Here is a 22,767-nt window from a genome sequence, read left to right as displayed (position 1 = left end):
GCAAGGCGCGCGGCGAAGCGCTATTGAAGCAATGGCGGTGCGGCGTGGAGGCGCTGTGCCGCGAAGAGGGGGTGGCATGAAGATAACGGTGCTTGGAGCCGGCGTTGTCGGTACCGCGGCCGCCTATTATCTGGCCGCCGACGGCCATGAGGTCACCGTGATCGAGCGCCATCCGGCGCCGGCGCGCGGCACCAGCCAGTCCAATGCCGGTCTGGTGTCGCCGGGCGACGCCACCGCCTGGGCCTCGCCGGCGGCGCTGAAGACCTTCCTGCGCGCTCTCTGGAACCATGATCTCGGCATCAAGGTCAGGCTGCGCTTCGACCCCTATTTCCTCGCCTGGAGCCTGCGCTTCCTGCGCCAGTGCACGGTGGAGCGCCTGCGCGCCAACAGCCAGGTCAAACTGCGCCTGGCGCTCTATTCGCGCGACTGCATCAACGCGCTCTCCGACGCCACCGGCATCCACTATGACGAGCGCAAGAAGGGCATTCTTTATTTCTTCCGCTCGCAGCACAGCCTCGACACCGGCACCGACAACTACCAGTTTCTGGCGAAGCATGGCCTGCCGATCGAGATAGTGGGCCGCGACCGGCTGGTCGAACTTGAGCCCGGGCTCGCGGGCGTGAAGGAAAAGATCGCCGGCGGCGTTTATTCGCCGATCGACCAGACCGGGGATTCCAGGATATTCGTCGACGGGCTCGCCGCCTATGCGGCCGAAAAGCTTGGCGTCAGATTCCTGTTCGACACCACGATCGAGGGGCTCGACATAGAGGGCGACTGGGTGCGTGCGGTCATGACATCGGCCGGCCCGGTGACGGGCGACGCCGTCGTCATCGCCATGGGCCCCGAGAGCGGCCTGATCGGTCGCCGCTACGGTATCGACCTGCCCGTCTATCCGGTTAAAGGCTATAGCGCGACCATCCCGCTGGAGGACGAGAGCAAGGGACCGACCATGGGCGGCGCCGACGAGGACCGGCTGGTTGGCTACTCCAGGCTCGGAAACCGCCTGCGCATGTCCTCGACAGCCGAGTTCACCGGCTTCGACCGCAGCTTCAAGCCCAGCGACTTCAAGTCCATGCTGAGCACCGGCAAAGACCTTTTCCCCGGCGCTTTCGACGAGAAGAAGGCGCTGTTGTGGGCAGGTCTGCGGCCGATGATGCCCAACTCGGTGCCGGTCATCGGCAAGGCGAAATACAAGAACCTTTACCTCGACACCGGCCACGGCCATGTCGGCTGGACCATGGCCTGCGGCTCGGGCAAGTTCCTGGCCGACCTCGTCGCCGGCCGCAAGCCGGAGATCGACCCCCAAGGGCTGGTCTACGGGAGCTGAGCGATGTCGGGACCGCAAGTCGCTATCGACCTTGGCCGCATCGAGCGCAACGCCCGCACCATCGTCGAACGCTGCGCATTGTCTGATATCAAGGTATTCGGTGTCACCAAGGGCACATGCGGCATGCCGCAGGTGGCGCGGGCCATGCTGCGCGGCGGTGTTGCCGGCATCGCGGAATCGCGTTTTGAGAACATTCGGCGGCTGCGCGACAGCGGCATCAATGCGCCGGTCATGCTGCTGCGCAGCCCGCCCATGGCGCGCGTCGAGGAGGTCGTGCGCACCGTCGACATCAGCCTGCAGTCGGAACTGACCACCATCCGCGAGATATCGCGCATTGCCGAGCGCATGGGCCGCGTCCACGATATCATGCTGATGATCGATCTCGGCGATCTCCGCGAAGGCATCTGGCCAAGCGACCTGATCCCCACCGTCGAGCAGATCCTGGAATTCAAGGGCGTGCGCATCGCCGGCATCGGCACCAATCTCGGCTGCTTCGGCGCCATAATGCCGACGCCGGAGAACCTTGGCCAACTCGTCGCCCATGCCTACAAGACCGAGCGCCTGTCCGGCAAAAGCCTCGACTTCATTTCCGGCGGCGCCTCGTCGTCGCTGACGCTGCTGCTCGAAGGCAAGCTGCCGCCCGGCATCAACAATCTGCGCGTGGGCGAGGCGATCCTGCAAGGCGGTGTCGAAACCTTTCGCGACGTGCCGTGGCCCGAACTCGAACCCGATGCCTGCCGGCTGACCAGCGACATCATCGAGGTCAAACTCAAGCCTTCGCGGCCGATCGGCACATCCGGCTACGACGCCTTCGGCAACCAGCCGGTCTTCGCCGACGAGGGCGACCGGCTGCGCGCCATCGCCAATATAGGCCGCGAGGACGTGCTGGTCGAAGGGCTGACGCCGATCGCCAAGGGAGTGAGGGTGCTCGGCGCTTCCAGCGACCATCTGCTGCTCGATGTGCAGGATGCCGATCCGCGACCTACCGTCGGCGACCGTGTCGCCTTCCGCATGAAGTATGGCGCCATGCTTCTGGCGATGACCTCGGAATATGTCGAGAAGGCGCCGATGCACGACGTCGCGGATTTCTCCGGCCGCAAGATGGTGTCGATCTCGGCCGAACCGGAAGCCGGCGGGATTATCGCCCGCGAGGGAACCGGCGCGCGTCTGGAGGCGATGAATTTCGACGTGGTCGAACTCGCCGACGTCGAGCGGCCGCCCTCGGGCTTGATCCGGCTCGCTGCCGGCGCCGATCGCCGTATCGCCCACAAGGCGCTGACCGCAACGGCGCGCGCGACGCATTCCTTCGGCCTGATCTGGATCGATTCCATCGCCGCCCTGATGCCCGAGGACGAGGAGGCCAAAGACATGCCTGAAGTCTCGGTGCTGGCCCGCGCGCTCGGCCTCGATCACAAGCCCTGCGCACTGCAGCCGCAGCTGTCGCCGGAAAATGTCGTCATCGTCGGCCTGCGCCATGCCGATCCGGCGGAGGCAAGGGTGCTCAAGGATTCGCGTGTCTCGGCCTTCACCATGACCGACATCGACGCCATGGGCATGCGCGACCTCATGCACGAGGCGATCCGCATCGCCACCTCGGGCACGCAAGGCTTCCATCTCAGCTATTCGCCGACGGCGACCGAATTTACCGGCTGGGCTGCGGGCTCGGGCGGGCTGACGGTGCGCGAGACGCATCAGGCAATGGAGGCGATCTCGCTGTCCGGCGGTCTGCTGTCGATGGATGTTTCCGGGCTGACCGCCGGTCTGGAGCCGCGGATCGGCGCCGACGCCGTCAACTTCGTCATGTCGGCCTTTGGCAAGCGGATTTTGTGATCAGCCTTGCGCGTCGACTGCCGCGCGCCACGCGGTGACATAGGCCGCCCAGACCGGGTCGGTCTGCGGCTCAATTCTTTCGCCCTTGCCGTGCGTCACTGACTGATGGGATGCGAGCAGTGCCGCGCCGATGCTGGTGCCGGTGGCCGCCTCGGAGGCGATGACGATGCGCGCGGTCGCTGCCGCCAGCATGCCGACAAAGAGCCGGTTGCGGGCAAACGGTCCTTCCACGGTGGTCGGGCCGTCGGCGCCGATCAGCTCAAGGCAGGTCGCCGTCATCAGCGCCAGATAGAAGGAGATGGCGGCGAACCGCTCGCCTTTGCTGATGCCCTCGGCACCAAGCCATGCCGCGGCATGGTGCGGGAACGGTCCCGATCCCTGCTGGGTAGAAGGCAAAAGCAGCATCTTTTTTGTCAGAACGGCCAGCACCTCGCTGCCGCTGCAGTCCTGCGGCTTGTCCTTGGTCAGCTGGGAAAACTCACGGCCACCCATGAAACGCGCCGAGGGCACGGGGTCGCCCAGCGCGCTGACATTGACCAGCGTGTCGCGCGCAGCATCGAGCGCAATCTCTCTGCCGCCGACCGCCATCGATACCACCCAGGTGCCGGTCGAGACGACCGAGAAGGGCGGCTCGTCGGACAGAAGATGCGGCAATAGGGAGGCGTTGGAATCGTGCAGTCCGCAGAAAACCGGGGTCTGCGGATCGAGCCCGGTGCGCGCGGCAAGCGCCGGCAGGATCGGGCCGAGCTGGTCCCTGGCCGGCCGCACGGGCGCCATCAGCCTGCGCCAATCCAGTCTGTCGACCATCGAGGAAAAGTCCGCCTCCCAAGGGCTCCACAGATCGGTGTGGCAGCCGAGCGAGGTCACCTCGTTGGCGGCAACGCCGGTCAGGCGCAAGGCCCAGTATTGCGGATACATCAGCATCGCGGCGACCCTGGCGAACTCGACCGTAAAACGCTTCTGCTGCCAGAATAACTGCGCGCCGAGATTGAGACCGACCGGCAGGCGCGGTGTACCGGTTTCGGCGAAGGGCGGACGAACAGCATCATACTCAGCCGCCAACCTGTCGGGGCCATCGAACTCATAGTCTAGGACAGGCAGCACCAGCTCGCCCGAGGCGTCGACCAGCACGCCGGTCGCACCATGCGTGGTGATCGAAATCGCGTCGATACGCTGTTCGCGGTCGAGGCTGGCAAGGCTGTTGAGGATAAACGTCCACAGCGCCTCGACATCGTGATGCGGATAGGGCGCTTGTCGCAGCGGCGCGTTCGCCATGCGGCGCAACCCCACCTCGCTCAGCGTGACGAGATCGACCAGCGCCACCTTGGCGTTGGTCTTGCCGATGTCGATGACGGCGATGTGGCGCAGCGCACTCATGCCATATGGAACATTGTTTCCAGGGGGATGGCCACCGGTTGGTTGTCCGGCCTGGTCTCCATGATGTCGGCCATGTGCGCCCACCAGCGCTGCATCACCGGGTGCTTCGGCAGGTCGGCCATGCCATGGTCGTCGCGCCGCCACAGCACGCCGAACAGGATGTTGGTGTCTTCATCGAGATGGATCGAATAATCGGCGACGCCGGCCTCTCTCAGCAGCGCCACCAGCGACGGCCAGATCTCATCGTGGCGCTTTTTGTACTCGGCTTTCATGCCGGGTTTGAGCTGCATCTTGAAGGCGTATTTCTCAGGCATCAGCCGTTACCACGCAGCCGCCGCCAGACGATCGGCAGCGCGATGACGACGATCAAGAGCAGGCCGATGAAGATCGACATGACGATGCCGGGCACGTTGAGCAGGCCGAGGCCGAAGGTCACCAGCCCCATGATGAAGGCGGCGAGCACGACGCCTAAAATGCTGCCGGAGCCGCCCAGAATGCTGACGCCGCCGAGCACCACCATGGTGATGACTTCGAGCTCGTAACCCTGCGCGATGGACGGTCGCGTCGAGCCGAGCCGCGAGGTGATCAGCACCGAGGCGATGCCGGCCATCAGCCCTGTCAGGCAAAACAGGATGAATTTGATGCGGCCGACACGAACGCCGGAAAACTGTGCCGCGACCGGATTGTTGCCGATGGCAAAGACACGGCGGCCGAAGCTGGTGCGATGCAGCAGGAACCAGTAGGCGACGGCCGCGATGAGGAAGAGCACCAGTTCGAACGACACCACCCACCAGACATAGCCCTGGCCGAAGAAAGCAAAACTCTCGGGATAGCCCTTGTAGGCCTGGTCACCGAGGATGATGAAGGCAATGCCGCGAAACAGGCTCATCGTGCCGATGGTAACGACGATGGACGGCAGGCCGAGCCTCGTCACCAACAGGCCGTTGAAGGCGCCGCAACCGAGCCCGACGACGATGCCGATAGCCACCAGCACCGGCGTGTCGGCGCCGGCCTGTACCGCCATGCCCATCATGGTCGAGGCGAGCGCGATGATGGCGGCGACCGACAGGTCGATCTCGCCCGAAATGATCAGCAGCGCCATGGCGAAGGCGATCAGGCCTTTCTCGGTGAAATTGAAGGTCAGGTCCGACAGCGAATAGGCATCGAGGAAATAGGGCGATGCGAAACTGTTGATGGCGAAGATGGCGACCGCCACGACGACCAGCAGCGCTTCCCAGGAAAAGATCGCTGAAGAGAGCGGCTTGTCGAGCCGGTCTGGAATGTGGCGCGGGGCGGGGGTGTCGGTCATGCCGCCTCCGCCTTCCTCAGAATGATCCGCCCCTGCTGGCGTTCGCCGCGCGCGTTGAGCACGACGGCCAGGATGATGGCGCTGCCTGAAATCGCCATCTGCCAGAAGGGCGAGATGTTGATCACCGGCAGTGCGTTGGAGATGATGCCGAGGAACAGCGCCCCTAACACCGCGCCCCCGACCGAGCCGATGCCGCCGGCAATCGAAATGCCGCCGATGACGCAGGCGGCGATGATATTGAGTTCATAGCCATTGGCGACCTCGACCGAGGCGATGACATAACGAGAAATCCAGAGATAACCGGCGAGCCCGCCGATCATGCCGGAAATGCAGAAGACGATGAATTTGGTTCGGCCGACATCGATGCCGGCATAGACCGACGCCGTCGGGTTGACGCCGATGGCATAGATCGAACGGCCAAGCGCGGTTCGCGTCATCACCACGAAGAACAGCGCGATGACCAGTATGGCGATCCAGGACAGAACCGGAATGCCCAGGAAAGCTGCGCGCTGGAAGCCGATGAAGTCCGGGCTCATCTTGTCGGCATTGACCCAGGCGCCGCCGGAGAGGACGAAGGTGGCGCCGCGATAGATGGTGAGCGTGCCCAATGTCACCACGATCGAAGGGATGTTCAGCCGCCACACCAGCAGGCCGTTGATGGCGCCGAGCACCAGTCCGACGGCCAGCGCAATGACGATCAGCAGCGGGATCGGGATCGCCGGATGCGCGGCGTTCAGCATCGCCACCACCATGCCGGTGAAGCACAGGTTGGAGGCCATCGACAGGTCGATCGAGCGGGTCAGGATGACGACCATCTGTCCCAGCGCCAGGATCATCAGGATCGAGGTGTCGTTGAACACCTGGGCGAGATTGCCGGGGTCGGCAAAGGCCGGGAAGCGCGTCGAGATCAGAGCAATCAAAACGACGATCGCCGCTGCCAGCCAGATCTCGCGGAATTTCAGGAGAGCCTTCATGCCGCGATCCCCGCTGCCGTCCGGACCAGCGTTTCGGCGTCCAGCCCCTTATTATCGTAGACCGCCGCAACCAGCCCTTCGCGCATGACGACGACGCGGTCGGACATGCCCAGAATCTCCGGCAGTTCCGACGACACCATGATCACCGACAGGCCCTGCGCGACGAGCTCCGCCATGAAGCCGTGCACGGCGGCCTTGGAGCCGATGTCGATGCCCTTGGTCGGCTCGTCCAGGATGATCACCTTGGGCGCTGTCGCCAGCCATTTGGCGATGACGATCTTCTGCTGGTTGCCGCCCGACAGCGTGCCGACATCCTGGCTCAGCGACGAGGCGCGCAGGTCTAGCCGCTCGGTGTAGGAGCGGGCGAGCGCGAATTCTTCCGACAATCGCAGCAGGCCGGATTTGGAGGTGCGCTTGAGCGAGGGAAGCGAGACGTTTTGGAAGATCGGCAGGCCGATCACCACGCCCTGCTTGCCGCGTTCCTCCGGCACGTAGACGATGCCGGCTTCGATGGAATCCGCCGCCGATTTCGGCGTGATCACCTTACCTTCCAGCGTTATCGTGCCGCCCGATATGCGGGTGATGCCTGAAACCGCCTGCATCACCTCTGACCGCCCGGCGCCGACAAGGCCGTAGAAACCGAGGATCTCGCCCTTGTGCAGTTCGAAGCCGATGTCGTTGAATTCGGTCGGGTGCGAAAGGCGAGCGACCGACAGCACCGGCGCGCCGATCTCGGCCTTGCGTTGCGGAAAGATGTGATCGACCGAGCGGCCGACCATCATGCGCACGATCTGGCTCTGGCCGGTATCCTTGATAAGGCCCTCGCCAACCATCTCGCCGTCGCGGAACACGGTGTAGCGATCGGCGATCCGATAGATCTCGTCGAACTTGTGGCTGATGAACAGGATCGCCTTGCCTTCCTCCTTGAGGAATTCGATCAGCAGGAAAAGCTCCTCGATCTCCTTCATCGAAAGGGCTGCGGTCGGCTCATCCATGATGACGATCTGCGCATCGATCGACATCGCGCGAGCAACCGCTACCAGATGCTTGTTGGCGATGCCGAGGTCTTTCAGCCGCGCATCGGCGTCGATATGGCCGGCATGCATGGTGTCGAGCACTTCGCGCGCGTGTTTTCGCATGGTGCGCCAGTCGATGGTGCCTAGCCGCGTGCGCGGCGCATGGCCGAGAAAAATGTTTTCGGCGACGCTCAGATCGTCGAACAGCACGGTTTCCTGATGAATGGCAGTGACGCCGTGGCCGAAGGCGGCATCCGCGCTGGGCAGGGTGACGGCCTGGCCGTCAATGCTGATCGTGCCGGCGTCGGGCTGGTAGATGCCGGTCATGATCTTGACCAGCGTCGACTTGCCGGCACCGTTTTCACCGATCAGCGCCGTAACCTGGCCGGGGTAAAGCGACAGGCTGACATTGTGCAGCGCGCGCACGCCGGGAAAGCTTTTGGAAACGCCGGACAGCGTCAGGCGCGGGGCAGGACCCGTGGGCTCCTCCTTCGCAATGCCGTGCTGGGCTGTCGTGTCCATATCCGTATCAAGCCCTGAAACAAGGTCCGTTTAAAGTCGCGGCGGGATTTTGGGTCCCGCCGCGCTTGGTCCGAGACGTCCGAGATCAATAGATCTTGGAGAACTTTTCGATGTTGGACTTGTCGAACTGGAAGGGCGGAGCCATCGCAGCCGAGTTGCTGTCATCGAGCGTGACCTTGCCGACGCGGCCGATCGACAGCGTTGCGCCCGGCTTTGCCTCTTCCTTCTTCACCGCCAGATCATGAGCGAGGTAGACGGCGGAGTAGCCGAGGTCGATCGGATTCCAGAGGGCAACCGCATGGCTGGAACCGTTGTCGATGAACTTCTTGAACTCCGACGGCAGCGCCAGACCCGTGACATTGACCTTGCCGATCAGATTCGCGTCGGTGACGACCTGGGCAGCGGCAACGACGCCGACGGTGGTCGGCGCGATGATCGCCTTGAGGTTCGGATAGGATTTCAGCAGGCCCTTGGCTTCGTCGGTGCTCTTGGCCGAATCGTCATCGCCATAGACGGTGGCGACGAGTTTGATCTTGGGGAATTTCTCCGGCAGGATCTTCTTGGCCGCGTCGATCCAGGCGTTCTGGTTGGTCGCGGTCGACGAAGCCGACAGAATGGCGACTTCGCCGCCTTCCGGCAGATAGTCGGCGGCCAGCTTGATGATGGTCTCGCCGATCAGGCCGGTGTCGGACGGGTTGAGATGCAGCTGGCGGCCTTCCTTGGCGACGCCCGAATCCCACGAGATGACGGTGATGCCGCGCTCCATGGCCTTCTTCAGCACCGGCACCAGCGCGTCAGCGTCATTGGCCGAAATCGCAATCGCGTTGACCTTCTGCGCGATCAGCGAATTGACCACTTCGATCTGCGCTTCGGCGGTCGCCTTGGTCGGGCCGGTGTAGATGATGTCGACATCGCCGAGTTCCTTGGCCGCCTCTTCGGCGCCCTTGTTGGCGGCGTCGAAGAAGCCGTTGCCGAGCGACTTCACCACCAGCGCGATCTTGACGTTCTCGGCATAAGCGGCATTCACGAACATGGCGGCCGAGAACGCGGCCGTCACCATCAATTTCTTCAGAAAGCTCATCGTATTTCCTCCCTTGAGCGTTGCATTCCATCGTCGCTGCGGTTGGCCTCAGGCCTGCAGCGAGGATTCTTCCTTTGCCGACTTGCGGGCGACGATCAGCGTCACACCCGCGGCCTCCAGCATGTTGGCTTCGCGATCCTCGATGCCGTCATCGGTAATGACGGCGGCGATGCGCTTCAGCCCGCACAGGATCAGGCTCGAGCGCTGGCGGAATTTCGATGAGTCGACCAGCACCACCAGTTCGTCGGCCTGGTCGATCAGTTTCTGCTCCGCCTGGATCAGCAGCGGGTCGCCTTCCATCAGGCCAAGTGGCCCCAGCCCTTGAGCGCCCATGAACATGCGGCGCGCGTAGAAATTGCGCGTCACGTCATTGTCGAAGGGCGAGAGGATGATGTTCTGCTCGCGGTAGATGGTGCCGCCCGACAGCATGACGGTGTTCTTCGAATGCTTGAGCAGGTGCTCGGCGATGGGGAACGAATTGGTGAAGATCGGCATGCGGCGTCCGGTCAGGAAATGCACCATCTGGAAGGTGGTGGTGCCGCCATTGATGATGATCGGCTCGCCGTCCTTGCACAACTCCACCGCTTCGCGCGCAATCGCGCGCTTCTGCGAAGCATTGAGCGTTTCGTTGACGGAAAAGGGCCGGCCGGCGAGGCCGATGAACTGCGGTGGCGAGATCGCTTCGGCGCCGCCCCGCACGCGGCGCAGGCGCTTTTGCACATGAAGAGCCGCGATATCGCGCCGGATCGTCGCCTCGGAGGAGTCCGTCAGGTCGACCATCTCCTGCACCGTCACCACAGGCTTTTCCTGGACGGCGGACAGAATGATCCTGTGGCGCTCTTTTTCGTGCATGGTTCCTCCCTGCATGGTCATGAGGCACTAGAAAACCACCAGTGTCAATCATTTCCGCTCATATAATTTCATTGTGCAGTGCAATATGATCGATCTTGATCGTTTATGATTGACAACCGAGATGCTTGCGTAGACATTTCCGGCAAAATGGACCGCGCCTTTTGCGTCCCAGGGAGGATAATCATGCTCGACAAGCGCTCCGGCTCGCGCCTTGCCAACCTTTGGGACGATGCGAAAGCCAAGGGGCTGAGCGAGCCTGAGCTTCTGGTCTATCGCTCCAACACGCTCGGCTCCGACAAGCGTGTCACCAATTATGGCGGCGGCAACACCTCGTCCAAGATCCGGCAGAAGGACCCGCTCTCCGGCGCCGAAGTCGAAGTGCTATGGGTCAAGGGCTCGGGCGGCGACAGCGCCTCGATCAAGCTGGACGGTTTCGCCACGCTTTACATGGACAAACTGCAGGCGCTGAAAGGCCTTTATCGCGGCGTCGCGCATGAGGACGAGATGGTGGGCTATCTTCCCCACTGCACCTTCAACCTTAATCCACGCGCGGCCTCGATCGACACGCCGCTGCACGCCTATGTGCCGAAGGCGTTCGTCGATCACATGCATCCCGATGCCATTATCGCGATTGCCGCGGCCAAGGATTCCAAGGCGCTGACCAAGGAAATCTTCGGCGACGCCATCGGCTGGCTGCCATGGAAGCGGCCGGGCTTCGAACTTGGCCTGTGGCTTGAGAAATTCTGCGTCGAACACCCCGAGGCCAAGGGCGTCATCCTCGAAAGCCACGGCTTGTTCACCTGGGGCGACACACCCAAGGAGTGCTACGAAACGACCATTTCGGTCATCAACCAGGCGATCGAATGGTTCGAGCGCCGCTCCGAGGGTTTCGCCATCTTCGGCGGCGAAGTCGTCAAATCGCTAGACGCCGCTGAGCGCCGCGCCATCGCGGCGAGACTGATGCCGAGGATCCGCGGCCTGATTTCGGAGAAGAGCCACAAGCTCGGCCATTTCGACGATTCCGCCGCCGTGCTCGAATTCGTCAACTCCAGGGATTTGCGCCCGCTGGCGGCACTCGGTACCTCATGCCCGGATCATTTCCTGCGCACAAAAATCCGCCCGCTGGTTATCGAGTTCGACCCAGCGAAGCCCGACGTCGAAGCCGTGATTGCGCGCCTCGCCGACGATATCGCTGAGTACCGTGTCGGCTACCAGGCCTATTACGACAGCTGCAAGCATCCGGACTCGCCCCCGATCCGCGATCCCAACGCCGTGGTCTACCTGATGCCCGGCGTCGGCATGTTCACCTTCGCCGGCGACAAGGCCACCGCCCGCATCTCTGGCGAATTCTACGTCAACGCCATCAACGTCATGCGCGGCGCCTCGACCGTTTCGTCCTATGTCGGCCTGCCGGCGCAGGAGGCCTTCGACATCGAATACTGGCTGCTCGAGGATTTGAAGCTGCAGCGCATGCCGAAGCCGAAGTCGCTCGCCGGCCAAATCGCGCTGGTCACCGGCGGCGCCGGCGGCATCGGCCGCGCCACCGCCAGCCGGCTGCTGCGCGAAGGCGCCTGCGTCGTGCTGGCCGATATCGACGAGGCCGCACTTGCCAGCGCCAATGACGAACTGGCGAAAGCCTATGGCAAGGACTTCGTCCGGCCGGTGCTGATCAACGTCACCGCGGAGGAGCAGGTGATTTCCGGCTTCGCCCAGACAGCCGTCGAGTTCGGCGGCATTGATATTCTCGTCTCCAACGCAGGCCTCGCCTCCTCGGCGCCGATCGAGGAGACGACGCTGGCGCTGTGGAACAAGAACATGGACATATTGTCGACCGGCTATTTCCTGGTCTCGCGCGAAGCCTTCCGGCTGTTTCGCGCCCAGAAGATCGGCGGCAATGTCGTCTTCGTCGCCTCCAAGAACGGCCTTGCCGCGTCACCCAACGCCGCCGCCTATTGCACCGCCAAGGCGGCCGAAATCCATCTCGCCCGCTGCCTGGCGCTGGAAGGCGCGGAAGCCCAGATCCGCGTCAACGTCGTCAATCCGGACGCCGTGTTGCGCGGTTCGAAGATCTGGACCGGCGAGTGGAAGGAACAGCGCGCCGCCGCCTACAAGATGTCGACCGACGATCTGGAAGAACACTACCGCTCGCGCTCGATGCTGAAGCGCTCGGTGTTTCCGGAAGACATTGCCGAAGCGATTTATTTCCTGGCGTCCGACATGTCGGCCAAATCCACCGGCAACATCATCAACGTCGACGCCGGCAACGCGCAGAGCTTTACGCGCTGAGTTAAGGGCGGAGCGCTTCTCTTCTCCCCGTCACTATACGGGGAGAAGGTGGCCCGAAGGGCCGGATGAGGGGCAGCGCTGACTGAACGCATTGGGAGGAATAGCACTTGTCCGGAACCATCATCGCCGCCGATCTCGTCTCCAGCCACAACGCCCAGCGCAAACCCGACCTCGAACGCGACTACGCCTCGCTCGGGGAACGCCTCGACCGTCGCGGCATCGCCATCGACGCCATCCGCGGCAAGGTCGAGAAATTCGCCGTCGCCATTCCGTCCTGGGGCGTCGGCACCGGCGGCACACGCTTTGCCCGCTTTCCCGGCGCCGGCGAGCCGCGCGACATTTTCGACAAGATCGAGGACTGCGCCGTCATCAGCCAACTGACGCAGGCGACACCGACGGTCTCGTTGCACATCCCGTGGGACAAGGCCGATCCGAACCGGCTGAAGCAGGCCGCCTCGCGCTTCGGCCTCGGCTTCGACGCCATGAACTCCAACACCTTTTCGGATGCCAGGGATCAGACGCTCTCCTACAAATTCGGCTCGCTTTCGCATGCCGATGCCGGCACGCGCCGCCAGGCCGTCGAGCATAATCTCGAATGCATCGAGATCGGCAAGACGCTGGGGTCCAGGGCGCTGACAGTGTGGATCGGCGACGGCTCGAATTTCCCCGGCCAGGTCAATTTCGCCAAAGCCTTCGAGCGCTATCTCGACGCCATGAAGGAGATCTATGCCGGACTGCCCGCCGACTGGAAACTGTTCACCGAACACAAAATGTACGAGCCGGCTTTCTACTCCACGGTCGTGCAGGACTGGGGCACCAATTACATGATCGCCAAGGAGCTGGGCGACAAGGCGTTCTGCCTGGTCGACCTGGGCCACCATGCGCCCAATGTCAACATCGAGATGATCGTGTCGCGGCTGATCCAGTTCAAGAAACTGGGCGGCTTCCATTTCAACGATTCGAAGTATGGCGACGACGATCTCGATGCCGGCTCGATCGATCCCTATCGGCTGTTCCTGGTCTTCAACGAACTGGTTGATGCAGAGCTTTCCGGCGCCGAGGGTTTCGATCCCGCCCACATGCTCGACCAGAGCCACAACGTCACCGACCCGATCGAAAGCCTGATGCTGTCGGCCCTCGAGGTGCAGCGCGCCTATGCGCAGGCGCTGCTGGTCGACCGCAAGGCGCTCGAGGGTTTCCAGGACGGCAATGATGCGCTGATGGCGACGCAGACGCTGAAAGCTGCCTACCGCACCGATGTCGAGCCGATCCTTGCCATGGCGCGGCTGAACACAGGCGGCGCCATCGATCCAGTCGCCGCATATCGCGCGGCGGGCTACCGGGCGAAGGTCGCGACGGAACGGCCGGCGGTTGTGGGCGGTTCAGGCGGGATTGTTTGAGATTGGCTAATCTCCACCACAGGGGGGAGATCAGCTTGCCTCCGCCGGCAGGCGAACACCAATATGTGTTCGCTCATATTGATGATGGACTCGGCCGCTCCATGTAGCTCTTCTAGGCACACCGCACTTGGAGCACCGCCATGCCCTTGACCCGCCGGACGCTGATTGGCGTCACCCTTTCGCTCGCAATTGCGCTCGCGCCATCCGGCGCGCTCCATGCCGCCTCGCCTCAACCGGCGAAGGGCGAGCACGGCATGGTCGTCACCGCCCAGCATCTGGCGTCGGAAGCCGGCGTCGAGGTGCTGAAGAAGGGCGGCAATGCCGTCGATGCGGCGGTCGCCGTCGGCTATGCGCTCGCCGTCGTCTACCCTAATGCCGGCAATATCGGCGGTGGCGGGTTCATGACCATCCGCTTCAAGGACGGCAAATCGACCTTCCTCGATTTCCGCGAGCGCGCGCCGCTGGCGGCAACCAAGATCATGTATCTCGACAAGGACGGCAATCCGGTGAAGGGCGCCAGCCTTGATGGCTACCTTGCGGTCGGCGTACCGGGTTCCGTGGCAGGGTTCGAGATGGCTCGTGAAAAATATGGCACGCTGCCACGCCAGGATTTGATGGCGCCGGCAATTGCCTATGCCAAGGATGGCTTCATCCTCGACCAGGGCGACGCTGCTTCATTCGCAAGCAATGCCGCACGGCTGGCGAAGGACCCCGCCGCCGCCGCCATCTTCCTGAAGCCGGACGGCAAACCCTATGGCGCCGGCGAGCGTCTCCTCCAGCCCGATCTTGCAGCCTCGCTCGCCGCCATCTCCGAAAAAGGCGCCGACGCCTTCTACAAAGGCGCCATCGCCGACGCCATCGTCAAGGCGAGCGGCGCCAGGGGCGGCATTCTGGCCAAGGCAGACTTCGAGCAATATAAGGTACGCGAGCTGCAACCGGTGAGCTGCACCTATCGCGGCTATGAGATCACGTCCTCGCCGCCGCCAAGCTCCGGCGGCGTTATCATCTGCGAAATCCTCAACGTGCTGGAGGGCTACCCGCTGTCCTATCTCGGCGCCGGCTCGGCCGAGACGGTACATGTCATGGTCGAGGCGATGCGTTACGCCTATGTGGACCGCAACTCGGCGCTCGGCGATCCCGATTTCGTCGACAATCCGGTCTCGAAACTGCTCGACAAGGGTTACGCCAAGGAGATCCGCGACAAGATCGACCCGTTCCGCGCCGGCGTCTCGCAGGATTTGATGCCGAAGGGCTTCGGCGAGTCGAAGGAAACGACGCACTATTCAATCATCGACGATGACGGCAATGCGGTCGCGGTCACCTATACGCTGAACGGTTCGTTCGGCGCCGGCGTGGTCGCCGACGGCACCGGCATCCTGCTCAACAACGAGATGGATGATTTCACCCAGAAGCCCGGCGTGCCCAACCTCTACGGTCTCGTCCAGGGAGAGGCGAATGCCATCCAGCCGAAGAAGACGCCGCTGTCTTCGATGAGCCCGACCATCGTCGCCAAGGACGGCAAGCCGTTCATGGTTATCGGCAGCCCCGGCGGCTCGCGCATCATCACCATCACGCTGGAAGCCATCGTCAACGTCATCGACCACGGCATGAACATCCAGGAGGCGATCGACGCATCGCGCATCCACCATCAATGGCTGCCCGACACGATCTATGTCGAACCGTTCGGCCTGTCGCCCGACACTGAAAAACTGCTGGCCGGCATGGGCTACCACCTCGATCTCGCGGATTCTACCTGGGGTCAGGCGGCCGGCATTCTTGTCGGCGGCAAGAGCCTGGCGGAAATCGAGAAGGGCGGCGGCGCCCGCTACAACGGCGCCATCGACAGCCGCGCCGCATCCGGCGAGGCGATTGGCTACTGATCAAAACAAGAGATTGATCAGAGGACGAGCGTAAGCGTCGACCCGACGAGCATCAGCGCCGCGATCACGACGAACGCCGCGTAGATGCGGGGACGGTCGAGGAGCAGCGCATTGCCCGATATCCAGGCCGCGGTTGCGCCGCCAAGCGCAAACAGGAAGCCGTTCCGGTGACCAAAGGTCATGGAAGCGGCCATCAGCCCGCCAATGATCAGCGCGCCGAAGACGATGATCACGGCAACGGCGTATTTCTCGAAGTCGTTGCCGCCGCCCATGGCCGGGCCGATCGCGTTCAAATTCGTCAGATCGTCCGGATCGAACGGGTTGGTCGATCCATATTCATCTTGACCGACAGGTTCTCGCATCATTCATTCTCCGCTGACCGGCAACAAATCATCAACATCCGCCAAGCGCAACCGGATCGCGCCTTGCCGAAGGCCACCGATGCGGTCTTCAACACTTTCTGATGCCGACTTGCCACGGTTTTTTTGCGCCGGTTCACAAAATCTACCCTGCTTTGGTTCCACACGCCTGAATTGCCTGGAAAATGAATTACCTGGAAAAATCGCTGCGCACGATGCCGTGCCGCTGCAGCTTGTCGTAGAAGGTCTTGCGCGGAATGCCGAGCGCTTCGATCGTGCGCCGGACATCGCCGTCATTGCGGCCAAGTGCCTCGCGGATGACATCGGCCTCATAGCGTTCCAGCCGTTCCGGCAATGAACTGGCGTCATCCGGCTCCGCCGATGCGGAAGGTGGCGCTTGCGCCGCTTCCTCCAGTCCAAGCACGAAACGCTCGGCGAAATGCGCGAGTTCACGCACATTGCCCGGCCAGTCGTGCTGGCTCAGGTGGCGGTGCACTGAGGCAGGCACGGCTGGCATTTGCCGGCGGAAGCGGGCGGCTGCACGCTCGGCGAAGTAGAAGAACAGCAGGGCGACGTCGTCGCGGCGTTCGCGCAGCGGCGGGATCGAGATCGTCACCACATTGAGCCGGTAGTAGAGATCCTCGCGGAAGGCGCCGCGCCGGCTGGCATCGCCGAGATCGACCTTGGCGGCGGCGACGACGCGCAGGTCGACCGGCCGGATTTCATTGGTGCCGAGCGGCGTCACCTCGCGCATTTCCAGCACCCGCAGCATCTGCACCTGGGTCGAGGCCGGCATGCTTTCGATCTCGTCGAGAAACAGCGTGCCGCCGCTCGAATGCTCGATGCGGCCGATGCGCTTCTTCTGTGCGCCGGTGAAGGCGCCGGCCTCATGGCCGAACAGTTCGCTTTCGATCACCGTATCCGGCAGCGTGCCGCAATTCAGCGCCACGAAATTGCCCTTGGCGCGGCGGCTCCAGCGATGCAGCAGGCCCGCCACCACCTCCTTGCCTGAGCCGGTCTCGCCGGTCACCAGAACGTCGACATCGGTATCGGCGATTTGCCGCAGCGTCCGGCGCAATCGCTCCATCGCCAGCGTCTGCCCGATCAGCGGCAGGCCGTCCTGCGCCTGTTCGGCGCTTTCGCGCAAGGCGCGGTTCTCCATCACCAGCCGGCGCTTTTCCGCCGCCCGTGCCACACTTTGCGCCAGCCGGTCGGCGGCGAAAGGCTTGGTGATGAAGTCGTAGGCGCCATCCTTGATCGCCTTGACCGCAACCGCGATGTCGCCATGCCCGGTGACCAGGATTACCGGAATGTCGGCATCAAGCTGCAAGACGCGGTCGAAGAGCTGCAGGCCGTCAATGCCGGGCATGCGGATGTCGGACACCACCACGCCGGGAAAATTGGCGTCGAGCCCGGCCAGCGCCTCGTTCGCCACCGCAAAGGCCGAGACGGAAAAACCAGCGAGTTCCAGCGTCTGCCGCGTGGCCCTCCGCAATTCGCTATCGTCGTCGATCAATACGACCGGTGCGGTGTCCATCATGCTGCCCTGGCGAGGTGAATGGTAAAGCGCGTGCCGGCCTGGTCGCTCGCCACCTCGATGCGTCCGCCATAGTCGGCGACGATGTCCTGCGAGATGACGAGGCCGAGCCCGAGGCCTTTTTCCTTCGAGGTGTTGAACGGCGTGAACAATGACTTGAGGATGGCAGGCGAAATGCCCGGCCCATTGTCGGCGACGGCAAGCGCCACGCCGTCGGCCGTCTCCTGGGCCGACACCTGCACCCTGGCGCCGTCGCGCCCGTCCAGCGCTTCCAGCGCATTCTGGAACAGGTTGATCAGCACCTGTTCGAGCCGCAGCCGGTTGCCCATCACCTTGAGCGTTACCGGCGGAAGCGTGATATCGAGTGCGTCCAGCCGACCGGCAAAGCGGCTTCTGAGCAGCACCACGGCGCCCTCGATGACGCCGCGCAATTCGACCGGTTCGGCTGCCGTGCGCCCCTTGCGGGCAAAGACCTTCAACTCTTCGGTGATGCCGCCGATGCGCTCGGTCAGCGCGGCAATCGCGCCAAGGTTCTCCTCGGCCGAGGCGGTCTGCTTGCGCTCCAGGAACACACGCGCATTGTCGGCATAGGCGCGGATCGTCGCCACCGGCTGGTTGATCTCATGCGCGACCCCGGCGGCAACCTGGCCGAGGGTAGCAAGACGGTTGGCCTGCACCAATTCCTGCTGCATGACCTGCAGCTTGGCTTCGGTGCTGCGGTGATCGGTGATCTCGGCCTGCAGCCGGTCGCGCGCCAGGCTGAGGTCATGCGTACGCTCGACGACGCGGCGCTCAAGCTCGATGCGCGCTGCCTGTTCGGCAGCGATGCGCATCTGCGCCGACTGACGGCGCCACAGGAGATAGCCGGCCAGCGCCAGCAACGGCACCACGACGCCCAGCGCCAGCAGCCGCATCTCACGCACCGCAGCCGCGATCGGCGCTTCGACCGGCACGAGATAATCGAGCCGCCATGGCGTCGATTGGACCAGTGTCGAAAGCCTGAGATATTCGGCATCGCTGCCGCCCGGTGTTATCGCATGCACCATCGACACGTCAGGGCTCAATGCCTCGGGGCGTGTGATCGGCAAGGGGATCAGCGGCGCGTTGCCGAATTGCTGGCTGCTCCGGATGGCGGCAGCCACCGGGCCGGTCAGCGGCGCGGTGGTCATGAAGCGCCAGGACGGCACGCTGGTGATCAGCACGACGCCGTGGTCGTCGCTGACATAGGCCGGCCGGTTGGCCTCATGCCAGTCGGCTTCAAGCTGGTCGAATTCCATCTTAACGACGACGACGCCGAGCGGTGCCGCCGCATTGCCGACGCGACGCGAAATATAGAGGCCCGGGCGCTTGCTGATGTTGCCCAGCGCAAAATATTCGGCCGTTCTCGATTGCATGGCGCCGGAGAAATAGGCGCGGAAACCATAGTCGTTGCCGACGAAGCTGGTTGTTTCGCGCCAGTTGCTGGAGGCGATCGCAAACCCGTCGACGCCGGTGACGTAAAGCACCGAAGCCTTGGTGCCGGAGACCAGCCCTTCGAGCTTGCGGTTGAGCACGTCGATCGTGACAGCGCCCTTGTTCTGCAGGGCGTCATGCACCTGCTGGTCCTCGGACAAGAGCAGCGGCAGCGCCCGCGGGCTTTCCAGCACGGCGCGCAGCAACGCAACCTTCAGATTGGCATCGGTGCGGCCTTGCGCCGCCAGTGCCGCGACCTCGGCGCGGCGCGAGTAGAGGCCGGCGCCGGTGAGCGCCGTGGCAACGATCACCAGCGCGATCGCCGCAAACAGCAGCCAGGCGCGACGCGCGCGTTTGCCGAGTTGCTCGGGCGTCGGCGACAGGACCGCGGCAGGGCGTTGCAGCATTCCCTATTTGTGCATGATTTCGCACAAAGCACAATTCAGTCATGCGGATGTCCGCACTTGCGGTTGCGGCGCACCAGCTCGGTCGACAAAGATCTCCAACAAAATCAATGGATACGGTAATGCCGCTCAGTCTGGCACGGCAGTTGCAGTGACCAGTACAGCAGTCGCGAGGCTGCGGAAACAACTTGCCCCGGGAGGTCGAGCTTTCGATCGGGGCGCCATGGAGGACGTCATGCAGCCAGCATTCGCTGCCGCCGAACCGCGCGGCAAGCTACCCTTTTACCGTCATCTCTACGTGCAGGTCCTGACGGCGATCGCCGCCGGCATCCTGCTCGGTCATTTCTATCCCGAACTCGGTGCTTCGCTGAAGCCGCTCGGCGATGCCTTCATCAAGCTGGTCAAGATGGTGATCGCGCCGGTCATCTTCCTGACGGTGACCACAGGCATTGCCGGCGTCTCCGACCTGAAAAAGGTTGGCCGCGTCGCCGGCAAGGCGATGATCTATTTCCTGGTCTTTTCGACCCTGGCGCTGGTCGTCGGCATGGTCGTCTCCAACGTCGTCCAACCGGGCGCCGGCATGCACATCAATGCGGCGACGCTCGACCCCTCGAAGGTCGCCACCTTCACCGAGAAGGCGCATGACACGACCATCGTCGGCTTCCTGCTCAACATCATCCCCGACACCATCACCGGCGCCTTCGCGCAAGGCGACATCCTGCAGGTGCTGTTCTTCTCGGTGCTGTTCGGCATCTCTCTCGCTCTGGTCGGCGAGCGCGGCCGCCCGGTCGTCGATTTCCTGCAGGCGCTGACCTCGCCTATCTTCCGCCTGGTCGCCATCCTGATGAAGGCCGCCCCCATCGGCGCCTTCGGCGCCATGGCCTTCACCGTCGGCAAATACGGCATCGGCGCGATTGCCAACCTCGCCTTTCTGATCGGCACCTTCTACCTGACGTCGCTGCTCTTCGTGCTGGTCGTGCTCGGCGCTGTCGCTTGGTACAACGGCTTCTCGATCCTCGCCTTGATCCGCTACATCAAGGAAGAGCTGCTGCTGGTGCTCGGCACCTCGTCCTCGGAAGCCGCTCTTCCCGGCCTGATGGCCAAGATGGAGCGCGCCGGCTGCAACCGCTCGGTGGTCGGCCTGGTCATCCCGACCGGCTATTCCTTCAACCTCGACGGCACCAACATCTACATGACGCTGGCGGCGCTGTTCATCGCCCAGGCGACCGATACGCCGCTCACCTATGGCGACCAGATTCTGCTGCTGCTGGTTGCCATGCTGAGCTCCAAGGGTGCCGCCGGCATCACCGGCGCCGGCTTTATCACGCTGGCCGCCACGCTCTCTGTCGTGCCTACGGTACCCGTTGCCGGCATGGCGCTGATCCTAGGGGTCGACCGCTTCATGTCGGAATGCCGGGCGCTGACCAACTTCGTCGGCAATGCAGTGGCGACGATCGTTGTGGCGCGCTGGGAAGGCGAACTCGACCAGACCAAGTTCGCCGCCGCCATGGCCGGCACATTGTCCGAGGAAGCCGACCTGGCGCTGTCGGGCGATCTGCAGCCCGCTTGACCGCTCCGGGCACTGACGTTTGAGCACAAGGCCGCAGCCGATTCGGTTGCGGCCTTTCCTTTTCCGCCTGCACGTGGCTGGCGCTGGCCGGGCCCTCCCGGGTAGGGTGCGGACGTAAAACCGAAAGGCCGGCGCATGAGCAATCCGTACCCCGAAATCTACCTCGTCCGTCACGGCGAGACGGAGTGGAGCGCTTCGGGAAAACACACCGGCCGCACCGACATACCGTTGACGGCAAAGGGCGAGGCGGCAGCTCGCGGCGTGGCAGACCGGCTCAAGGATCTGTCCTTCCAGGCGGTGTGGTCGAGCCCGTCGCAGCGCGCCTTCAGCACCTGCACGCTTGCCGGCTTCGGCGCTGCTGCCGTCAAGAAGGACGACCTGCAGGAATGGGACTATGGCGCCTATGAGGGCGTTAAGACCAAGGAGATTGTTGTGCAGCGCCCCGGCTGGCAATTGTTCCGTGACGGCTGTCCCGACGGCGAGTCGGTAGCGGATGTTGGCGCCAGGGCCGACAGGATCATCGCCGGGCTGCGGGCAATCGAGGGCAATGTGCTGGTGTTTTCAAGCTCGCATTTCCTGCGCGTGCTGGCCGCGCGCTGGCTCGGTCTGCCACCCGAAGGCGGTGCGCACTTCGTACTTGATACCGCGAGCCTCAGCATCCTCGGCTATGAGCACGATCTGAGCGAGCCGGTGATACGCAGGTGGAACCAGAAGTAGGGTTTCGCGGCAAGCCTGCCTCTTAACGCGCGAGCACCGCCAATTCCTCCGATGTCAGATGCCGCGCCTTGCCCTTGGCGAGTTCGCCGAGCTGCAAACCGCCGATCGCCACCCGAACCAGCCTCAGCACCTCGATATCGAATGCCCCGAGCAGGCGGCGGATCTGGCGGTTGCGGCCCTCGTCGAGCACGATTTCCAGCCAGGCAGTGCGGCCGCCGCTGCGCAGCAGTTCGATCGAACTTGCGGTCAGCAGTTCGCCGTCGACGATCGCTCCGTCGCGAAAGCGCGCCAGCATCGCTTCGTCGGGCGCGGTGCCGATCTGGACATGATAGGTCTTGGCGACATGCGAGGCCGGATCGAGCAGGCGGTTGGCCCAGCGCGTGTCGTTGGTCATCAGCAACAGGCCTTCGCTGGCCTTGTCGAGGCGGCCGACCGGCGACACGAAAGGCAACTCCAGTTCCACCAGGCAGTTATAGACGGTGCCACGATCCTGCGGGTCATCGCGCGTGGTGACCTGTCCGCGCGGCTTATTGATCATCAGGTAGACTTTTGCCTCGCCGACGATCTGCTCGCCGTCGACAGCGATGCGGTCGCGGCCGAGATCGACACGCAGCGACGGATCGCGCACCACCTTGCCGCCAACCCGCACGCGCCCTTCGGCTATCAGCAGCTCGGCCTGCTTGCGCGAACACAGGCCGAGTTTGGAAAGCGCCCGGTTCAGGCTAACGCCTGCCTTGGCGGCCTGGTGTCGGGCGATGTCTGGTGGCCGTGCCATGTCCTGCTTGCCATCCCAATGATCGGCATCGACAAATGCCACGCCCCGCATTGGCTTCGCAACCTGCCGCGGCATCAACATCACGGGTCGCGGGAGCGG

Annotated in this window: 18 protein-coding genes; 7 read left to right on the top strand and 11 right to left on the bottom strand. The window is 63.6% G+C overall.

Features of this window, described 5'->3' with window-relative positions; translation table 11 throughout:
- The first annotated feature begins 76 nt into the window (after positions 1 to 76).
- Together NKI15_RS05805 and NKI15_RS05800 are read left to right on the top strand one after the other, a co-directional pair.
- Complete coding sequence (locus NKI15_RS05805; RefSeq protein ID WP_023746703.1) at positions 77 to 1,327, top strand: D-amino acid dehydrogenase; 1,251 nt, start codon at positions 77 to 79, stop codon at positions 1,325 to 1,327.
- A gap of 3 nt (positions 1,328 to 1,330) precedes the next feature.
- A complete protein-coding gene (locus NKI15_RS05800; protein ID WP_023732400.1) occupies positions 1,331 to 3,157 on the top strand; it encodes an alanine racemase in 1,827 nt (608 codons plus the stop codon).
- Here the strand turns inward: NKI15_RS05800 and NKI15_RS05795 are convergent, their stop codons facing one another.
- From NKI15_RS05795 to NKI15_RS05765, 7 genes are all read right to left on the bottom strand, one after another.
- Positions 3,158 to 4,534 (bottom strand): FGGY-family carbohydrate kinase, encoded by a 1,377-nt coding sequence (locus NKI15_RS05795; RefSeq protein ID WP_023732399.1) that lies wholly within the window; start codon positions 4,532 to 4,534, stop codon positions 3,158 to 3,160. It lies immediately after the preceding gene.
- Positions 4,531 to 4,848, bottom strand: coding sequence for an L-rhamnose mutarotase (gene rhaM / locus NKI15_RS05790; protein ID WP_023681927.1), 318 nt, complete (start codon positions 4,846 to 4,848; stop codon positions 4,531 to 4,533). The genes NKI15_RS05795 and rhaM overlap by 4 nt, the downstream gene beginning before the upstream one ends.
- Positions 4,848 to 5,843 (bottom strand): ABC transporter permease, encoded by a 996-nt coding sequence (locus NKI15_RS05785; protein ID WP_023750005.1) that lies wholly within the window; start codon positions 5,841 to 5,843, stop codon positions 4,848 to 4,850. The genes rhaM and NKI15_RS05785 overlap by 1 nt, the downstream gene beginning before the upstream one ends.
- The gene (locus tag NKI15_RS05780) at positions 5,840 to 6,817 is read right to left on the bottom strand and encodes an ABC transporter permease (protein ID WP_023681925.1); all 978 of its coding nucleotides are present in this window, start codon (positions 6,815 to 6,817) and stop codon (positions 5,840 to 5,842) included. The genes NKI15_RS05785 and NKI15_RS05780 overlap by 4 nt, the downstream gene beginning before the upstream one ends.
- Entirely contained in the window at positions 6,814 to 8,355 is a 1,542-nt protein-coding gene (locus NKI15_RS05775) for a sugar ABC transporter ATP-binding protein (protein WP_352885817.1), read from the bottom strand. Before NKI15_RS05775 ends, NKI15_RS05780 begins: the two co-directional genes overlap by 4 nt.
- Before the next feature lie 85 nt (positions 8,356 to 8,440).
- Positions 8,441 to 9,436, bottom strand: coding sequence for a rhamnose ABC transporter substrate-binding protein (gene rhaS, locus NKI15_RS05770; protein ID WP_352514537.1), 996 nt, complete (start codon positions 9,434 to 9,436; stop codon positions 8,441 to 8,443).
- 48 nt (positions 9,437 to 9,484) lie between these two features.
- Positions 9,485 to 10,288 (bottom strand): DeoR/GlpR family DNA-binding transcription regulator, encoded by an 804-nt coding sequence (locus NKI15_RS05765; protein WP_023750008.1) that lies wholly within the window; start codon positions 10,286 to 10,288, stop codon positions 9,485 to 9,487.
- Between the two features lie 183 nt (positions 10,289 to 10,471).
- On the opposite strand from NKI15_RS05765, the gene NKI15_RS05760 reads away from it, so the two are divergent.
- The 3 genes from NKI15_RS05760 to ggt all read left to right on the top strand — a co-directional run bounded on the left by NKI15_RS05760 (position 10,472) and on the right by ggt (position 15,854).
- Positions 10,472 to 12,574: a bifunctional rhamnulose-1-phosphate aldolase/short-chain dehydrogenase gene (locus tag NKI15_RS05760; RefSeq protein ID WP_352514538.1), complete on the top strand. Its 2,103-nt coding sequence runs from the start codon at positions 10,472 to 10,474 to the stop codon at positions 12,572 to 12,574.
- 107 nt (positions 12,575 to 12,681) lie between these two features.
- On the top strand, positions 12,682 to 13,974 hold the full coding sequence (gene rhaI / locus NKI15_RS05755; protein ID WP_352514539.1) for an L-rhamnose catabolism isomerase: 1,293 nt from the start codon (positions 12,682 to 12,684) through the stop codon (positions 13,972 to 13,974).
- A gap of 140 nt (positions 13,975 to 14,114) precedes the next feature.
- The gene (ggt, locus tag NKI15_RS05750) at positions 14,115 to 15,854 is read left to right on the top strand and encodes a gamma-glutamyltransferase (RefSeq protein ID WP_352514540.1); all 1,740 of its coding nucleotides are present in this window, start codon (positions 14,115 to 14,117) and stop codon (positions 15,852 to 15,854) included.
- A gap of 17 nt (positions 15,855 to 15,871) precedes the next feature.
- Here the strand turns inward: ggt and NKI15_RS05745 are convergent, their stop codons facing one another.
- The 3 genes from NKI15_RS05745 to NKI15_RS05735 all read right to left on the bottom strand — a co-directional run bounded on the left by NKI15_RS05745 (position 15,872) and on the right by NKI15_RS05735 (position 19,609).
- Complete coding sequence (locus NKI15_RS05745) at positions 15,872 to 16,219, bottom strand: hypothetical protein (protein WP_032885862.1); 348 nt, start codon at positions 16,217 to 16,219, stop codon at positions 15,872 to 15,874.
- Positions 16,220 to 16,403: 184 nt separating this feature from the next.
- Positions 16,404 to 17,753 carry a sigma-54-dependent transcriptional regulator gene (locus NKI15_RS05740; RefSeq protein ID WP_352514541.1) on the bottom strand — a complete coding sequence of 450 codons (1,350 nt, stop codon included), beginning with the start codon at positions 17,751 to 17,753 and terminating at the stop codon, positions 16,404 to 16,406.
- Positions 17,750 to 19,609 (bottom strand): sensor histidine kinase, encoded by a 1,860-nt coding sequence (locus tag NKI15_RS05735; protein WP_023669668.1) that lies wholly within the window; start codon positions 19,607 to 19,609, stop codon positions 17,750 to 17,752. The genes NKI15_RS05740 and NKI15_RS05735 overlap by 4 nt, the downstream gene beginning before the upstream one ends.
- Before the next feature lie 232 nt (positions 19,610 to 19,841).
- On the opposite strand from NKI15_RS05735, the gene NKI15_RS05730 reads away from it, so the two are divergent.
- Together NKI15_RS05730 and NKI15_RS05725 are read left to right on the top strand one after the other, a co-directional pair.
- A complete protein-coding gene (locus tag NKI15_RS05730; RefSeq protein WP_023669669.1) occupies positions 19,842 to 21,176 on the top strand; it encodes a dicarboxylate/amino acid:cation symporter in 1,335 nt (444 codons plus the stop codon).
- 135 nt (positions 21,177 to 21,311) lie between these two features.
- Positions 21,312 to 21,893 (top strand): histidine phosphatase family protein, encoded by a 582-nt coding sequence (locus tag NKI15_RS05725; RefSeq protein ID WP_023669670.1) that lies wholly within the window; start codon positions 21,312 to 21,314, stop codon positions 21,891 to 21,893.
- Between the two features lie 22 nt (positions 21,894 to 21,915).
- Here the strand turns inward: NKI15_RS05725 and NKI15_RS05720 are convergent, their stop codons facing one another.
- Positions 21,916 to 22,668 carry a pseudouridine synthase gene (locus tag NKI15_RS05720; RefSeq protein WP_023816204.1) on the bottom strand — a complete coding sequence of 251 codons (753 nt, stop codon included), beginning with the start codon at positions 22,666 to 22,668 and terminating at the stop codon, positions 21,916 to 21,918.
- Positions 22,669 to 22,767 lie beyond the last annotated feature (99 nt).

This window comes from Mesorhizobium sp. M0862, from assembly GCF_040319795.1.
GTDB lineage: Bacteria > Pseudomonadota > Alphaproteobacteria > Rhizobiales > Rhizobiaceae > Mesorhizobium.
This window is presented reverse-complemented; position numbering and strand designations above follow the sequence as displayed.

Bases quoted from the DNA above. Each gene is read 5' to 3' on its own strand.
- NKI15_RS05775 (WP_352885817.1), bottom strand. From the start codon at position 8,355: ATGGACACGACAGCCCAGCACGGCATTGCGAAGGAGGAGCCCACGGGT.
- NKI15_RS05745 (WP_032885862.1), bottom strand. From the start codon at position 16,219: ATGATGCGAGAACCTGTCGGTCAAGATGAATATGGATCGACCAACCCG.
- NKI15_RS05800 (WP_023732400.1), top strand. From the start codon at position 1,331: ATGTCGGGACCGCAAGTCGCTATCGACCTTGGCCGCATCGAGCGCAAC.
- rhaM (WP_023681927.1), bottom strand. From the start codon at position 4,848: ATGCCTGAGAAATACGCCTTCAAGATGCAGCTCAAACCCGGCATGAAA.
- NKI15_RS05760 (WP_352514538.1), top strand. From the start codon at position 10,472: ATGCTCGACAAGCGCTCCGGCTCGCGCCTTGCCAACCTTTGGGACGAT.
- NKI15_RS05780 (WP_023681925.1), bottom strand. From the start codon at position 6,817: ATGAAGGCTCTCCTGAAATTCCGCGAGATCTGGCTGGCAGCGGCGATC.
- NKI15_RS05725 (WP_023669670.1), top strand. From the start codon at position 21,312: ATGAGCAATCCGTACCCCGAAATCTACCTCGTCCGTCACGGCGAGACG.
- ggt (WP_352514540.1), top strand. From the start codon at position 14,115: ATGCCCTTGACCCGCCGGACGCTGATTGGCGTCACCCTTTCGCTCGCA.
- rhaS (WP_352514537.1), bottom strand. From the start codon at position 9,436: ATGAGCTTTCTGAAGAAATTGATGGTGACGGCCGCGTTCTCGGCCGCC.
- NKI15_RS05730 (WP_023669669.1), top strand. From the start codon at position 19,842: ATGCAGCCAGCATTCGCTGCCGCCGAACCGCGCGGCAAGCTACCCTTT.
- NKI15_RS05720 (WP_023816204.1), bottom strand. From the start codon at position 22,668: ATGGCACGGCCACCAGACATCGCCCGACACCAGGCCGCCAAGGCAGGC.
- NKI15_RS05740 (WP_352514541.1), bottom strand. From the start codon at position 17,753: ATGATGGACACCGCACCGGTCGTATTGATCGACGACGATAGCGAATTG.
- NKI15_RS05765 (WP_023750008.1), bottom strand. From the start codon at position 10,288: ATGCACGAAAAAGAGCGCCACAGGATCATTCTGTCCGCCGTCCAGGAA.
- NKI15_RS05795 (WP_023732399.1), bottom strand. From the start codon at position 4,534: ATGAGTGCGCTGCGCCACATCGCCGTCATCGACATCGGCAAGACCAAC.
- NKI15_RS05785 (WP_023750005.1), bottom strand. From the start codon at position 5,843: ATGACCGACACCCCCGCCCCGCGCCACATTCCAGACCGGCTCGACAAG.
- NKI15_RS05805 (WP_023746703.1), top strand. From the start codon at position 77: ATGAAGATAACGGTGCTTGGAGCCGGCGTTGTCGGTACCGCGGCCGCC.
- NKI15_RS05735 (WP_023669668.1), bottom strand. From the start codon at position 19,609: ATGCTGCAACGCCCTGCCGCGGTCCTGTCGCCGACGCCCGAGCAACTC.